The sequence below is a fragment of the Sphingomonas sp. UNC305MFCol5.2 genome (genome assembly GCF_000712135.1).
Taxonomy (GTDB): Bacteria; Pseudomonadota; Alphaproteobacteria; order Sphingomonadales; family Sphingomonadaceae; genus Sphingomonas.
This window is the reverse complement of record NZ_JOOE01000002.1, coordinates 1-14,933: the sequence shown is the minus strand read 5'-3', so window position 1 is coordinate 14,933 and position 14,933 is coordinate 1. Positions and strand designations below refer to the sequence as shown.

At 63.3% G+C, this 14,933-nt stretch carries 11 protein-coding genes and 1 pseudogene; 4 read left to right on the top strand and 8 right to left on the bottom strand.

Annotation, left to right across the window (positions count from 1 at the left end; genetic code table 11):
* Position 1 precedes the first annotated feature (1 nt).
* The 7 genes from BR78_RS0107435 to BR78_RS0107405 all read right to left on the bottom strand — a co-directional run bounded on the left by BR78_RS0107435 (position 2) and on the right by BR78_RS0107405 (position 8,188).
* On the bottom strand, positions 2-1,015 hold the full coding sequence (locus BR78_RS0107435; protein WP_025560523.1) for an aldo/keto reductase: 1,014 nt from the start codon (positions 1,013-1,015) through the stop codon (positions 2-4).
* Positions 1,016-1,070: 55 nt separating this feature from the next.
* Complete coding sequence (locus tag BR78_RS0107430; RefSeq protein ID WP_025560524.1) at positions 1,071-1,748, bottom strand: alpha/beta hydrolase; 678 nt, start codon at positions 1,746-1,748, stop codon at positions 1,071-1,073.
* A 230-nt stretch (positions 1,749-1,978) separates the two neighbouring features.
* Positions 1,979-2,500: a winged helix-turn-helix domain-containing protein gene (locus BR78_RS21325; RefSeq protein ID WP_081855686.1), complete on the bottom strand. Its 522-nt coding sequence runs from the start codon at positions 2,498-2,500 to the stop codon at positions 1,979-1,981.
* Between the two features lie 241 nt (positions 2,501-2,741).
* Positions 2,742-3,344, bottom strand: coding sequence for a response regulator (locus BR78_RS0107420; protein ID WP_231478236.1), 603 nt, complete (start codon positions 3,342-3,344; stop codon positions 2,742-2,744).
* Positions 3,345-3,604: 260 nt separating this feature from the next.
* Positions 3,605-6,622, bottom strand: a complete 3,018-nt coding sequence (locus tag BR78_RS0107415) for a sensor histidine kinase (RefSeq protein WP_231478198.1) — start codon at positions 6,620-6,622, stop codon at positions 3,605-3,607.
* A gap of 390 nt (positions 6,623-7,012) precedes the next feature.
* Entirely contained in the window at positions 7,013-7,831 is an 819-nt protein-coding gene (locus BR78_RS0107410) for an alpha/beta fold hydrolase (protein WP_025560529.1), read from the bottom strand.
* Positions 7,832-7,891: 60 nt separating this feature from the next.
* Positions 7,892-8,188: a putative quinol monooxygenase gene (locus BR78_RS0107405; protein WP_025560530.1), complete on the bottom strand. Its 297-nt coding sequence runs from the start codon at positions 8,186-8,188 to the stop codon at positions 7,892-7,894.
* Positions 8,189-8,438: 250 nt separating this feature from the next.
* Here BR78_RS0107405 and BR78_RS0107400 point away from each other — a divergent pair, with 250 nt between their 5' ends.
* The 3 genes from BR78_RS0107400 (at position 8,439) to BR78_RS0107390 (ending at position 11,005) form a co-directional block, all read left to right on the top strand.
* The gene (locus tag BR78_RS0107400; RefSeq protein WP_025560531.1) at positions 8,439-9,233 is read left to right on the top strand and encodes a type 1 glutamine amidotransferase domain-containing protein; all 795 of its coding nucleotides are present in this window, start codon (positions 8,439-8,441) and stop codon (positions 9,231-9,233) included.
* Positions 9,234-9,300: 67 nt separating this feature from the next.
* Positions 9,301-10,029: an alpha/beta hydrolase gene (locus BR78_RS0107395; protein WP_197021321.1), complete on the top strand. Its 729-nt coding sequence runs from the start codon at positions 9,301-9,303 to the stop codon at positions 10,027-10,029.
* A 67-nt stretch (positions 10,030-10,096) separates the two neighbouring features.
* Complete coding sequence (locus BR78_RS0107390; RefSeq protein WP_081855684.1) at positions 10,097-11,005, top strand: MBL fold metallo-hydrolase; 909 nt, start codon at positions 10,097-10,099, stop codon at positions 11,003-11,005.
* A 341-nt stretch (positions 11,006-11,346) separates the two neighbouring features.
* On the opposite strand, the gene BR78_RS21320 is transcribed toward BR78_RS0107390, so the two are convergent.
* Complete coding sequence (locus tag BR78_RS21320; protein ID WP_081855683.1) at positions 11,347-11,838, bottom strand: TrbC/VirB2 family protein; 492 nt, start codon at positions 11,836-11,838, stop codon at positions 11,347-11,349.
* Between the two features lie 636 nt (positions 11,839-12,474).
* Here BR78_RS21320 and BR78_RS20890 point away from each other — a divergent pair.
* A pseudogene (locus BR78_RS20890) lies at positions 12,475-14,933 on the top strand (RHS repeat protein); the annotation flags it as partial.

The following is a 14,933-nucleotide window of genomic DNA, read 5'->3' as shown; positions in this document are numbered from 1 at the left end:
CTCATGCGATCCCGGGCGTGGGTGCGTCGCGGTTGATCAATCCCGCACGGCGCAGATCGGTCCAGAAATCCGCAGGCACGACCTCGTTCAGCGCGGCGCTGTCCTCGGCGATGCGCCCGGGTCGGCTGGCGCCCGGGATCACCGCCGCGACCGCCGGATGCGCCAGCGAGAATTGCAGGCCCGCAGCCTTCATGCTGACGCCGTAGCGATTGGCGACCGCCTTGATCCGCGTGACCTTGTCGAGGATCGCAGGGGTGGCGGGCGCATACTCGAAGTTCGGCCCGCCGACGAGCGCCCCGGAGCTGTAGGGACCGCCGACGACGATACCCAGCCCGCGCTCCGCGGCTTTGGGCATCAGCCGCTGTAGTGCGCGGTCGTGGTCGAGCAGCGTATAGCGACCCGCGAGCAGCGAGCCGTCGGGGCGCGGACCGTCGAGGTCGAGCAGCAGCTCGATCGGTTCGACGCGGTTGACGCCGAGGCCCCACGCCTTGATCACCCCTTCGTCGCGAAGCCGGTCGAGCGCCTTGAACGCGCCCCGCCTGGCGCTCTCGAATACCGACAGCCATTCGTCGCCATAGAAGTCCTGGGCCACGTCATGGACCCAGGCGATCTCGATGCGATCGGTCTTGAGACGCTTCAGGCTGTCCTCGATCGAGTGTAGCGTGGCGCTCTCCGAATAGTCGTTCACGATCCGGTTGGGGCGACCATATTTGAACACGTCGCCCTTTTCGCCGAGGTCACGCGCGCTGACATCCTCGACTTCGTCGAGGATGATCCGGCCGACCTTGGTGCTGATGACATAGGCGTCGCGCGGGCGTGCCGCGAGCGCATCGCCCATGCGGATCTCGGCCAGGCCCGCTCCGTAGAACGGCGCGTTGTCGAAATAGCGGATGCCGTCGTTCCAGGCGGCATCGACGGTTGCGAGCGCTTCCGCTTCGGGAATGTCGCGGAACATATTACCGAGCGGCGCGGCGCCGAAACCGAGCCGGCCCGGAAGGATCTGCTTGAGGGACATCGTTTCGCTCCTTTCTGCTGCGAGGCACGGAGCGTCCGCGACGCTCCGTGCCTCGCTACTTCGACGCCCTCGCGGCAGTCTCGATGAAGGCGGCAACCTCCTGCGGATGAGACAGCATCACGGCATGGCTGCTGCTGATCTCCACCACCTTGCCGCCCGTCCGCTTCGACATCATGTGCTGGAGGCTCGGGGGGATCATGTGATCCTGCGTCATGAGCAGGAAGGACGTCGGTTTGCCCTTCCACGCGGCCGTGGTCAGCTTGGTCTGCGGCGCCTTCAACCCCCAGGGCATCTGGGCGGCCGCCATGAAGCGCGTAGTCGACGGGTCGACATCAGCGGCAAAAGCCGTCGGGAATTTCGCCGGATCGACGGTCAGATAGCCGTCCGCCGGCGGCAGCAGTGGAGCGCGTGCCTCGCCCGGATGGGGTTTTTCCGCGAGGTCGAGGACCGACTCGCCGACGTCCGGGGCGTAGGCAGCCAGATAGACCAGGCTGCGGACCTTGGGATCGTCCCCGGCTTCGGTGATCACCGCCCCGCCATAGGAATGCCCGACGAGGATCACCGGATGCCGGGCGGCGGCGATGGCGCGCCGTGTCGTCGATACGTCGTCATCGAGGGTGCGGGTGGGTTGCTGGACGACGAGCACGTCATAGCCATCGCTGGTAAGGTGATCATAGACCGCCTTCCAGCCGGCACCATCGACGAACGCGCCATGGACCAGCACGATGGACACCGGCTTCTCCGTCTGCGCCGATGCGACAGTGGACAGGGCGGCCGCAAGGGCCGCGGCAAATACGGAAAAACATGCGGATCATGACGTCAATCTCCCATGGAAGGTAGTGGGCGGTTTGGTTCAGGTGCTTTTGGGGTCGAGTATCTCGAAGCGCCTGACCGTGACGCCTCTTGGGTGAGTTCCGGAAGCCGCACGAACCCTTGCTCCTCTCGCTCCGAATGCCGCCTCTTTCATCTTCCGGGTGACGAGATCTGCGCGAGATGTCGCCGAACGGCATTGATGGTTTCGATTAACTCGACGAGGCTAGGCACCTCTCCTGAGGGGTGGCGATCTGAAGCTGGTGCCGGCGATGCAGTCGCACGGACCGGCGCGATGAAGCGATAGCCTCGACCGACGACGGTCGCGATAAACCGCGGCACGCAGGGATCGTCCTCCAGGGCTCGCCGCAGGCCAGCCACGTTCACCTTGAGATTGGTCTCTTCGACGTAGATGTTCGGCCAGACCCGCGAGATCAGCGTGCGCTTGTCCACCAGTTCGCCCGGTTTCTCGACCAGAGCCGTGAGGATGTCGAGTGCGCGCCCCCCGATTCTGACCGGCGCTTCCCGCTTTAGCAGTAACTGTTGTTCCGGCCTCAGGAGGAACGGGCCGAACGCAAAGCAGCGTTGAGCCGGTACTGCTTGGTCAAAACTGGATGCGTGCTCTGGTGAACGAGTCGTCCCCGGAAGAGCTTCGGAAGCGGCAGCAGTCGGCATTTCGACACTCCTCCAGGCTTGGCGCATAGCCTGACCAGTCGGCATCCGGCCCATCACTGGAGTGCGTTCGACAGTGCCGCCCCATCCGACAGCGGCAGAATAAGCTTCGGCTCCAACATCGGTCCATGGCCCCAAACCGGGGAAGCCGGAGTACCCATATGAGTGACAACACATCCCTGGCGCACGAGGTCGGCGACCAGGTGGAAAACGCTTTCGGTCGATCAACCCGCTGACGGAATGGCTAAAGTTCAATGATCCCTCGCTTGGCGGCAACCGTCACCGCGTGCGTTCGGTCCGCGACACCGAGCTTGGCGAAGATGCGCTTGAGATGCGCCTTCACCGTGTCCTCCGAGATGCCCAGCCTCCAGGCGATCTGCTTGTTCGGATTGCCGGCTGCCACCAGCGACAGAATCGCGATTTCTCGCTCGGTCAGGGCTTCGCCAACCGCATGCACTGCTATCTGCGTCGCGACCTCCGGAGGGATATGGCATCCGCCGCCGTGCACGGCGCGGATCGCGTCGATCAGATCGGTTCGCATCGCGCTTTTGAGCAAATAGCCGTTGGCCCCCGCCTTGAGGGCCCGCAACGCTTTCGCGTCGCCGACATAAGTTGTGAGCACCAGAATACGAACCTGCGGATGTTTTCTGCAGATCGTCTGGATCGCCTCGACCCCGTCGATGCCGGGCATCTGGAGGTCCATCAGCACCACGTCGGGGTTGGCCGCCTCGATCGCGGCGATCGCAGCGGCGCCGTCGCCAGCCTCCGCGACCACGACCATATCGGGCTGCCGCTTGATCGACCCGACGACCCCGTCGCGCAACATCGGGTGATCGTCCACGATCATCACGCGGATGGGATTGGCGGTTACTGAGTCATCCATCGCTGCGTTCCCTCGCGAACCAACGCCGCCAAGCCAGCCAGATTGGGCGCGATTTGTCGGCATGGGCAATGCTGGCCCCCGACCGCCACTTCGACTAGCCCCGGACTTAGCCCCTTCGCCTCACGCGCGTCGACAGCCAGCACCCGCCCAAGATCGTCATGCTACCTGAATTAACCCCGCTTCACGGAGATGAACAACCGCATGCCGTCTCGCGGCATACTATGTCATGCACCGTTGCGCTTCACCGCCAACCGACGCCACCAGGTCAGCCATCTACGTCGAGGTCTGTCGGCATAAGCGATCTCGGCCGCGATCTTCATTTCCACTTGCGTCCCGCCGGCCGGGGCAGTGGTGATGGCCAGTTGGCCGCCAATCTTCTCTGCCCGCTCGCGCATGCCGACGAGCCCAAAATGACCCGCGACGCCGCCCCGGGCAACGATCTCCGGCGCGATACCGATTCCGTCGTCGATGATGCGCAAGACGAGTGCTTCCGCGCCATAAGCAACGGTGATTGAGACTTTGTGCGCGTGCGCGTGACGGGAGACGTTGAACAATGCCTCGTCCGTGATACGCAGCAGTTCATCGGCAATTGCGGGGTAAATCTCCCGTTGCATCCCCTCGACGCCTACTCGAATCTCGATCTTGTCGGGAAGCAGAAGCCGCTCGGCGGTGCGGGTGACGACATCGGACAGGCTCCGTGCTCCGCTCCATCGGCGCAACTCATGAATGCGGTCGCGCCCGTCCACCACGACGGCCTCTGCGCCGTCGAGCGCGTCTAGCATCTCGCGGTGTGCCGGCTGAATCGCAGTTATGTCCTGCGCGATGTTGCTGAAGCGCATGATCAGCCCCTGCACGCTCTGCAACAGAGTATCGTGCAGCTCGCGCGCGATGCGATCGCGCTCGTCCAGCCGCTCGTTCATCCCCGCCCGGATGCGCTCGGCGACGGCGCGTAGCCGCAGCGAATAGCCGAGCCACAGCAGCGCCAACGCCAGCGCTGCGCAAAGGAAGTAGAATGGCCAGCTCTGGAAGAAAGTCGGCGGGATTTCGAACTCCAGTGTCGCGCCTCGTCGGTTCCATACGCCGTCGTCGTTCGCCGCTATAAGGCGGAACTTGTAGCTGCCCGGCTTAAGGCCCGTGTAGAAGGCTTCGCGGCGAGTGCCCGGGTCAACCCAACCGTCGTCCACGCCTTCCAACTGGTAACGGAATCGCACGCGCGAGGGTACGGAAAGACTCGGCGCGGTATACTCGATCTGGAGATTGGACGAGCCTTTTGGCAGCTGAATGGGCGTAGCGGTTGCATAGATCCGGCCACCGGAAACCAAGGACTTGATGATCACTGGCGGTGGGAGCGAGTTGAAGGAAAGCCGCTTGGGGTCGATCCAGGCGATGCCGAGCCTCGTCACGAACCAGAGGCGCCCGTCAGAGGCCTCCATCGCCGTTTGCGACCAGGAGTCCTGCTGCGCCACGCCGGGCATCCCGTCGTCGCGATCGAACACCCGTGCCTTCACCGGGCGACGGGTATGCGCGAACGCATCGTCCAGGTCGGCGCTCTCGATCTTGACCACGCCGGCCACGGTGTTGAGCCACAGGTCGCCTTGGGACGTTTCGACGATTCCCGCCGTCCGGCTCAAAACCGGGTGCACGTCCGATCTGAGTGTGACGAACCGCTGGCCGTCGAACCTTGCCAATCCGAAGTCGCCCCCCGCATACACATGCCGTCCCCGGACGGCGATGACGACGACCGTCCCCAACGCAAGATCGTTGCGCGCGGAGAATATCCGACGTGCATTCCCATCGACCATCTCGATGCGGCTGCCTTCCGCGATCCAGACGCGCCCAACCGCGTCGCGGAGCATCTGCATGGGCAGAATACCTGGGGTCGCCAGGCGTGGTTCGGACGTCCATCCACGCCCCTCCCGGCAAAAAGCCCCCTCCACGGACGAGACGCAGATTCGACCCGGGGTTTCCTCGATCAGAGCAAATGGTCTGCTCCTCGCCCACGGCAGCGGCACGTCCTGAACTGAGATGCCGGACAGAATGCCGAGCGTTCGGTCCGTGCCGATCCAGGTTCGTGACAGCGCATCGGTGTGCAGTATCAATGGCCGCCGCGGAAGTCGGACCAGCTTCCGGGCGACATACTCTGGGCTCGCTCTAAAGAGAGCGTCGTTTGATGTCACATACATCGAGCCCGCAGGGCCCGGCGCGATCCGGAAACCATTCCGCGAATCCGTGGGCAGCCCGGTGGCCACCACCGCGCTCGTCTCGCGAAACTGATCGAGGCCGAGGTTCGTCCCTACCCAAACATTGCCTTCACGATCCTCCAGGATGGGGTTGGCGAGATTGGAGGTGAGGCCGCGCTCCACGCCGAACATCTCTCTCCCGGCGACGAGCGCACCACCTCCCAAGCCGACGCCGCGGAGACGAAAGACGCCGCCACTCCCATAGGTTCCCCAAAGACTGCCGCGCCGATCGAACAGAATGCTCTCCGCTCGCGGATTGGCCGTCATCGGCGGCACCACCCACGTCGGCGTGGCTTGGGCAGGTGATGCTGCGATGCGCTGAAGACCAGGGCGGGCACCGGTGGTGAGCCATATCGCTCCATCCGGCGACTGCTTGAGCTTTGGCCTGTCCGAGGCCGAGGCGGCGATGCGCGAAAAGCGATTGGCGCCCGGACGCAACACCTCGAGTTCGCCACCGGCCGCTATCCAGACCGATCCGTCCGCCGCCCCGAGGACGCTGGTTGCCGCGCCCGGGGCTACGCCGCGAGAACGGCCGAAAATTTCCCATCCGCCCCGACGAAAACGCGCGACTCCCCCTCTGTCATTCTCGCCTAGGGCCGCCCAGATCCCGCCTGCGGTGTCCTCAGATAGCTCCAACACGGGCACCGGCGGGAGGCCTAAGTCGAACGTCGTCAGGTGGCCGGCGCGGAGTCTCGCCAAGGCACCTGATGCAAAGCCGATCCAAAGGTCACCGGAGCGAGTGGCAAGCAGGGAATTGACGTTGAGCGAGGGAAGGCTCTCGCCTTTGGCTGGTCGAAACTTCTCGAAACTCGCTCCGTCGAACCGGTAGAGTCCGCCTCCCGTGCCTAGCCAGAGGTAACCGTCGTCCGACTGGGCGAGAGCCCAGACCTCCGGCGGAGCTCCGTCCCTCGAAGTCCAGACGGTATGCCGCAGTTGTTGGAGGTTGCGCTGCGCATCCGCTGCGTACGCATCGCCCAGGCTCGCGAGGGCGGGGGCAAGCATCCCCAGCAGAAGGTATTTCCCAGCGGACCACATGCCCCATATTTCATCCAAAGCGGACGCGGTGTCACGCTGGAGCTGAGGGTCCCCCCGGTTTCTCATCCGGGAATGATGCGAGTTTCCGGCCTGCATCCGCCGGGATTAATCCCGGCGGATGCAGCATATTCGGCTGGCGTCAGCCAGCCAAGGGCGGTGTGAGGACGGCGGAGTGGACCTCTGTCAAGGCCGAGCAATTCTGCCAAAGCCGCCGCCTCGATCGGGATCTTGGGTGATGAATTTTCGAGGACGATTTGAGCTTCTTGTTCGTTCCTTCGTCACGACGCCGAAACGCGAACCCTCCTCGCTCTAAATCACCAAATCTCGACCATAGGCGATGATGGATGAGAGACGTCGTCAAGACCTGATGAATGAGAGCAGATCGGGATTGAGGACATCCGCATGTGTGGTCAGCATGCCATGGGGATAGCCCGGATACGTCTTCAGCGACCCGTTCTTGAGCAGGTCGACCGCACGCGGAACGGAACTTGCGAACGGGACGACTTGATCGGCCTCGCCATGCATCACCAGCACCGGCACGGTTATCTTCTTGAGGTCGTCGGTGTAATCTTCGAGCCAGGAGTCGACCGTCGCGTAGTGAGCGAGCGCGCCGCCGGCCATGCCCTGGCGCCACCAGTTCGCGATGATCGCCTCCGAAGGCTTCGCCCCGTCAAGGTTGTATCCGTAGAAGGGATTCTCGGGGACGAAACGGAAGAACTCGGCGCGATTGCCCAGCACGCCTGCCCGGATCGCGTCAAACCACTCCGGCGGTTGACCGGCCGGGTTATCGTCGCTCCGGTGCATGTTCGGCGTCAGGGAAGCGACCAGCACCGCTTTCGCGACGCGTTCTTGGTGGCGAGCGACATAGCGCGCCACCTCACCGCCGCCCGTCGAATGCCCGATATGGATCGCGTCGCGCAGGCCGAGATGCTCGGTCAGGACCGCGAGGTCGGCAACCCAGTGGTCCATGTCGTTGCCGGTGCTGGGCTGGTCGGATCGGCCATGGCCGCGCCGGTCGTGGGCGATCACCCGGTACCCGTGCTGAAGGAAGAAGGTCATCTGGGCGTCCCAATCGTCCGCCGTCAGCGGCCAGCCGTGGCTGAAAACGATCGGCTGACCCGATCCCCAGTCCTTGTAGAAGATGTTCACGCTGTCTGGAGTAGTGATCGTAGGCATCGTTCAGTCCTCTCGATTAATCTTCCTGCCCATCGTCTCCGAATCTCCGTCCATCCCGCCTCAGGCGACCACGACCGCCCGGAGGTTCAAGGCCCGGCGGTCGGCCAGCGCGCCGACATTCGCGCGATAATGCTGAAAATGCGGAGAAGCCCGATGCGCCGCGGCCGCATCCGCGTCGACATAGAGTTCGTCGAGCACAAAGACGGCGGGCTGGGATGGATCGGTCCAGAGGTCGTAGCGCAGATTGCCCGGTTCCGACCGGCTGGGGCCGATCAATCCTTCGACCAAGCTGCGCAGGTCGGCTTCCCTGCCCGGATGGGCCGTCAAGATGCCCACGGTCTTCACGTTGCTGGTCATCTCAGTTCTCCCGCTATGGCCGGCCCTCCTTGCGAAGCACCTTCTCGGCAGACTGCGTCCCTAGACCAGCACTCTGCATCGGCGGGGTTAAACGCGGTAAAACTCGGTCAGGCTCGAGCGTCAGCCGGCCGGTTCTGGGGCCAGGTTTTCGCTTAACCCAAACTAACCGCAATTCACGACCGAGACCCGAGACGCGAGCGTATCAGATGTGCGGCGGCTGCTTCGGCTGATCACCGCAACGGAGGACGTCATGAGCAAAGGAAAGGTCCTCGTCATTGGTTCGAACGCGACTCGCATCGAGACCAGGGGCGGATATTGGGGCGCTACCGGGCAGTATCTCAACGAAACGGTTGTGCCGGTGATGGCGCTGATCGACGCCGGCTACGAGGTCGTGCTCGCCACTCCGAATGGCGCGCCGCCGACGATCGACAAGGCCTCGGACGCGCCGGCGCATTTCGGCGGCGATGTGCCCGCCTATGAGCATGCCAAGGCCTTCTACGCCACTGACCCCTCGATGAGGGCGCGTTCTCTGCGCTCGATCCTCGACGAGGGGCTGGACAGCTATGACGGGGTCTTCATCCCCGGCGGCCAGGCACCGATCGTTGACCTGATGCAGGACCAGGAGGTCGGCGAAATCCTGCGCCACGTCCACGAGCATCACAAGCCGACCGCGATGCTGTGTCACGGTCCGATCTCTTCGACAGCGGCCATGCCCTATGCGCGCGAGTTCCGCGCTGCGCTGATCGCGGGCGATCCCGATAAGGCAGAGGATTGGGCCAAGGGCTGGCAATATGCCGGCTATCGGATGACCGTCTTCGAGAAGGCCGAAGAGAAGGTGATCGAGGACACAATCCTGCACGCCAAGCTATATTTCGACATGCCGTTTGCGCTCGGCCTGGCGGGCGCCACCATCGATACCGGGCCGGACTTCGAGCCCTATGTCGTCGAAGATCGCGAGCTGATCACCGGCCAGAACCCGCGCTCGGATCATCCGATTGCCGAAGCCCTCATCGCCGCCCTGGATCGCAAGCTCGGCCACGCCTGACCACGAGTGACCCGTTCAACCTGGAGTGACGTCAATGAAACATCTTATTGCAGGAGTGCTTCTCGCTATGGCTACCACCGCTTCCGCCGCCGCCCAGACCCGCGCGCCCGACAAACCCGTCTCGATCGTCCTGGTGCACGGCGCCTTTGTCGATGCCTCGGGCTGGAAGTCGGTCTACGACATCCTGACCAAGGACGGCTACGAGGTATTGGTCGTCCAGAACCCGACCGTCACGCTCGAGGGCGATGCCGAGGCGACGCGTCAGGTGATCGCCAAGGCGACCAAGCCGGTCCTGCTGGTCGGCCACAGCTATGGCGGCGCGGTCATCACCCTGGCTGGCGACGATCCGAAGGTGAAGTCGCTCGTTTACATCGCGGCTTATGAACCCGACGTGGGCGAGTCCGTCTACGACCTCGCGACGAGGCCCCACCCGGGTGAGGAAGCCGCACCCCTCCTGCCGCCGGCGGATGGATTCCTGCTCGTGGATCCCGCCAAGTTTCCAACGTCTTTCGCAGCCGACGTACCCGCCTCCACGACACGGTTCATGAACGCTTCGCAGGTACCCTGGGGCTTGGGAGCAGTTCAGTTCAAGCTCACCAAGGCAGCGTGGAAGAGCAAGCCTGTGCACCACATGCTGACGCTGGAGGACCACATGATTCCCCCCAGTCTCCAGCATTTCATGGCGAGCCGCGCGAAAGCCAAAATCGTGGAGATAAAGAGCAGTCACGCGGTGATGCTATCGCACCCTCAGGAAGTCGCGGCCTTCATCGAGACTGCGGCCGCCGACGCCAACTAGGCGCAACGTCCCGGGCGGCGGCGCGTGCGCCGACCGCCCGGAAACGCCGGTTGAGGGAAGATATTAGATGGTCGATATTTCACACGCGCCGAACGCATTGACACGCCGCCAGGCAATCATCACCGGCGGTGGTGCGCTGCTGGTCTCGGCGCTACTCGCCGCGAACGTGTCGGCCAGTGCCGTCACCGAGCGTTCCACGCGAAGCGCGAGCCTGACCCAGGTGCGTAACGCGACCCTGCGCATCGACTATGGTGGGGTCCGTTTCCTCGTCGACCCGTTGCTGGCGGACAAGGACGCCTATCCCGGCTTCGAGGGAACGGCGAACAGCCAGCGGCGCAACCCGCTGGTGCCGCTTCCCATGCCACTCGCCTCGATCGTCGACGTGGATGCCGTCATCGTGACGCACCTGCATCCCGACCATTGGGACGAGGCGGCGAAGGCCAAACTGAACAAGTCGCTGCCGATCTTCGCCCAGAATGCCGAGGACGCCGCCCAGCTCCGATCGGCCGGCTTCTCAGACGTGCGGTTGCTGACCGAAAACACCGAGTTTCAGGGAGTGCGTCTGAACCGTACTGGCGGGCAGCATGGCACCGACGCAACGCTGAGGGCGCTGCCGCAGATTCTCGGCCCCGTCAGCGGTTTCGTCATGAGTCATCCAGCTCACAAGACTCTTTATGTCGCCGGCGACACGATCTGGAACATTGAGGTCGAGCGCGCCATTGCCCGCTACTCCCCGGACGTGATCGTACTGAACGCCGGGATGGCGACGGTGATCGGACTCGATCCGATCATCATGGGTCCTGCTGACGTCCTCGCCGTGCATCGTGCCGCGCCGAACGCCATGCTGATCGCCAGCCACATGGAAGCCGTCAACCACTGCATCCTCAGCCGAGCCGACCTTCGTGCCTTCTCGAAACGGGATGGATACGAACAGCGCCTACTCATCCCCGAGGATGGTGAAACGCTGGCGATCTGAAAAGGCCTTCGCCATCATTCACGCAGGCTGACTGCGTTTACATGCCGACGGCAATCGCCTCCACTACTCCTGCTCGCACAATTCTATTTACGATCATCCGGATGGCAGCTATCGCCGCTCCCCCTCCTAAAAGCCGCTAGTCCGCAAACGGCCCAGGAACCGCCAGTCTGCTTCCGCAGACCTGCCGGTCCGCTACGCGCCCTCATTCCGGCCGTTCAGCGCATCAACGCGGATGCCCGAAAGCGGACCTTCCGGTTCACGCAGGATCGAAAGGCTGTGTCGACCCGGAAGCAAGAATTCGAGCCAGCGAGCGTGATCGGTTACGCGACTGGCTGGCCCCGTCATTGCGGTACGGCGGCACCAGCATAAGGGTCGTAGCCTGCTGGACGTTGCGGGAGCGTCGGCAACGGCGATATGTCGGCTGATTGCGCTAGGGGGGACGCAAAACCGGACGAGCCTTGGTCGCGCACGGCGCTTTCCAGCCCGGCGACGATGCTCGAGGCCCCGAAGAGAATGAAGCATCCCAGAACGATGGTCGCGGCACGGCGAAGATCGACGCGTCCGCTCAGTGCCATAAATCCTATGCTGGCGACGGATATGACAGCAACAGTCGTAGCGATGGTGCCGAGCAGGGTTTCTTCCAGCCATCGAACCGCTGTCACAATCGAACCTGATCCGGAGGGATTGGTCGGCGAAGGGGCGTAATCCACGGCGGCGGCGGCGAGTTCCCAAGCTGTTATAGAGATCGCTGAGATGAGCACGAATGCATCGTGCGCCGGAGATCGCGGCGGATCAAGCGAACTATCGGCGCTAATACTGCAGTAACCAAGCATAAAACAATTGCGCCGGGTGCCAGGATGGCGTTAGTCTTCACAAAGCGGAATTAAATGCCGCGCGTCGGGGCGCTCAAGCTGACAAATTCGTCTACCGGCAATAGTTGGGGGGGTCGATATGCGAGTCCTATGTAGCGGTTTTATTCTGGCTTCGTGCGCATTCGCAGCATCGCAGGCAAGCGCTTCCGAAACTGTCACCTACACCTATGATGCCAAGGGGCGTCTGGTGAAGGTCGAGCGCGCAGGTGCCGTGAACAACGGCGTCAAATATGAGTACACGCACGACAAGGCGAACAACCGCCGCAACCTCAAGGTCACCGGCTCAACCAATCCCCCGCCGCCCTGAGCGCCCGCGAAGCTGCCAAGCTGCACCGATCACGTTGAAACCGGGGGACTACAGTGATGACCTTTCGCCGCTCGCGCCGCGTTGCCTTGCTCCTTTCCACGGTTCTTGCCGCTGGCGCGGCCGCCCCTGCTTTGGCGCAGAGCGGCTCCCCGCACCCTCTCCTGGACACTAATGGCGTCGATCTCATCGATGGCTCGTTCAACTTGCGGCTTCCGATCGCGTCTATAGGCTCAGGCGCTGCCGAACTCGCCCTCATCGCCACGGACGGGCAGCGCGATAACTGGTCCGCAATGTCGGTGACCCAGACATTGTCGGGGTCAACCATTCAGTATGCGGTGAGTCTGGGCCTGCAATCCGATAATTTCACCAGCGCGAGCGCGTCGTCGACGCGGGGGACCGGTGCCACGCTGACGGTGAATCCCGACAATTCCCTGACCTATAAAAGCCTCGACGGCGTCAGGATCCTGTTCGGCAACCCTGCAGAGCCACAAGGTGGCGCTTCCAATCTGTGCGACATGTTCAACAACGCCAATTGCACCCTTCTGGCAATCAGCGTTGCCGGCAGGAGCGGCATGACCGCCAACCTCAACTGGGATGTTCGCTCGCAATGTTCGACGATCTTCAATCCGGACGGATCGCTCGATTGCAACTATTTCTGGCGACTTACAAACATCTCGAACAGTGCGGGATACTCGATCAACTGGACATATGCGACGGACACGGTGCTGCTTCACCAGGCGCCCAGCGCAGCATGGTATCGTCGAACCAGCGCGTCACTCTCCAACACTCTCGTTAGTGGAAGCGGATCGCGGACAGTCACCTACGCAAACCCATCCACGAACGTGTACACGATCACGACGCCGGGCGGGAAAACGTGGCGTATCAACGGAAGCGGACAACTCATCACCGGGGTTCGGCGGCCGAGCGCAACTGCCGACACAACCCTTGTGTCGTACACAGGGGTATCCGTGAATTCAGTCACGCGGGACGGCCTTACGACAAGCTATAATCGCACCGTCTCCGGCAACACGGCAACCACCGTAGTCACCAATGCGCAGTCCCAGCAGACCACGGTCGTGGCGAATATGTCGATCTATCGACCCGTATCCGTCACCGATCCGCTGAGCCGCACGACTTCCTATACTTACGACACGGTGGGGCGCCCGAGCGAAATCACCTTCCCCGAGGGCAATAAGGTCCACTATGAGTATGACGGCCGCGGCAACGTAACCGAGACGAGGCTCAAGGCCAAGGCGGGTTCAGGACTCGCGGACATCGTCACCAGCGCGAGCTACCCTGCCAGCTGCACGACGCCTTCCTGCAACAGCCCGGACACGACGACGGATGCCCGCGGCAACGTCGTCAATTACAGCTATGATCCCACCACCGGCCTGCTGACCAGCGTGACGCTGCCCGCCGCTACCAGCGGCGCCAATCGCCCACAGACACGATACAGCTACACCATCAACGGGGCCGGGGTCTCACAGCTGACCGGTGTGTCGCAGTGCCAGACGGGTGTTGCGCCAGGCTGTGTCGGCACCGCGGACGAAGTGAAGACAACGCTCGCCTATGACGCAAACGCGAACACGACGAGTGCCACGACCGCGGCCGGTGACAACAGCCTGAGCGCCACCGTGGGGCGCACCTACGACGCGGCAGGCAACCTCCTCACGGTCGACGGTCCGCTCTCCGGAACGGCGGACACTGTCACCTACCGCTATGATGCCGACCGCCAGCGACTGGGCATGATCTCGCCGGACCCCGACGGGGCGGGCGCGCTCAAGCGCCGGGCAGTCAAGACGACCTACAATGCCGATGGCCAGCCCACGATCATGGAGGCAGGCAATGTCGACGGCACGAGCGACGGTGACTGGGCGGCCTTCGCCTCGGCGCAACAGGCCACATCGACCTACGATGCCAATGGCTTCAAGACCAAGGACGTGGTGACCGCCGCGGGAGGCACCTGGCAGGTGACCCAGTACAGCTACGACACGGTCGGCCGGCTCGAGTGCACAGCGCTGCGGATGAACAGTGCGACCTGGGGATCGCTCCCGGGCGCGTGTACGCTCGCAACCACGGGTACTGCCGGACCGGACCGGATAACCCGCAACAGCTATGACGCTGCGGGACGGATCGCCAAGGTGCAGACCGCCTATGGTACCGCCGATCAGTCGGATGAAGTCACCAGTAGCTATACCAACAACGGCAAGCTCGCGAGCGTGACCGACGCCGAGGGCAACAAGACCAGCTACGAATATGACGGCCTCGATCGGCTCTCGATCACACGCTATCCGGTGACCACGGTTGCGGCGGGTGCGAGCTCGACCACGGATTATGAGCAGCTAGGCTATGACGCCGCCAGCAATGTCACCAGCCAGCGGCTGCGCGACGGGCAGAGCATCACCTACGGCTATGACAACCTTAACCGGGTGTCGGGCAAGACCACTCCAACGCACGACCAGTCTGTGACGTGGAGCGTCCCGCACGACTGGAACGTCAGCTACACCTATGACCTGCTGGGACGACTAAAGACCGCAACCGGCGATGGCTGGGCCGTCAATACGTTCGCCTACGACGCGCTTGGCCGGACGACGACGGAGCAATATTACAGCTTCGCCACCAATCACGCCTATGATCTCGCAGGACGCCGGACGCGGTTGACGTGGAACGACGGGTTCTATGTCGATTATGACTACAACGTCGCCGGCGACATGACGGCGATCCGCGAGAATGGCGCGACATCGGGCCT

Excerpts from the sequence above, each read along its gene's own strand:
- BR78_RS0107435 (WP_025560523.1), bottom strand. The coding sequence starts at position 1,015 with ATGTCCCTCAAGCAGATCCTTCCGGGCCGGCTCGGTTTCGGCGCCGCG.
- BR78_RS21325 (WP_081855686.1), bottom strand. The coding sequence starts at position 2,500 with ATGCCGACTGCTGCCGCTTCCGAAGCTCTTCCGGGGACGACTCGTTCA.
- BR78_RS0107420 (WP_231478236.1), bottom strand. The coding sequence starts at position 3,344 with ATGATCGTGGACGATCACCCGATGTTGCGCGACGGGGTCGTCGGGTCG.
- BR78_RS0107415 (WP_231478198.1), bottom strand. The coding sequence starts at position 6,622 with ATGCTTGCCCCCGCCCTCGCGAGCCTGGGCGATGCGTACGCAGCGGAT.
- BR78_RS0107410 (WP_025560529.1), bottom strand. The coding sequence starts at position 7,831 with ATGCCTACGATCACTACTCCAGACAGCGTGAACATCTTCTACAAGGAC.
- BR78_RS0107405 (WP_025560530.1), bottom strand. The coding sequence starts at position 8,188 with ATGACCAGCAACGTGAAGACCGTGGGCATCTTGACGGCCCATCCGGGC.
- BR78_RS0107400 (WP_025560531.1), top strand. The coding sequence starts at position 8,439 with ATGAGCAAAGGAAAGGTCCTCGTCATTGGTTCGAACGCGACTCGCATC.
- BR78_RS0107395 (WP_197021321.1), top strand. The coding sequence starts at position 9,301 with ATGGCTACCACCGCTTCCGCCGCCGCCCAGACCCGCGCGCCCGACAAA.
- BR78_RS0107390 (WP_081855684.1), top strand. The coding sequence starts at position 10,097 with ATGGTCGATATTTCACACGCGCCGAACGCATTGACACGCCGCCAGGCA.
- BR78_RS21320 (WP_081855683.1), bottom strand. The coding sequence starts at position 11,838 with ATGCTTGGTTACTGCAGTATTAGCGCCGATAGTTCGCTTGATCCGCCG.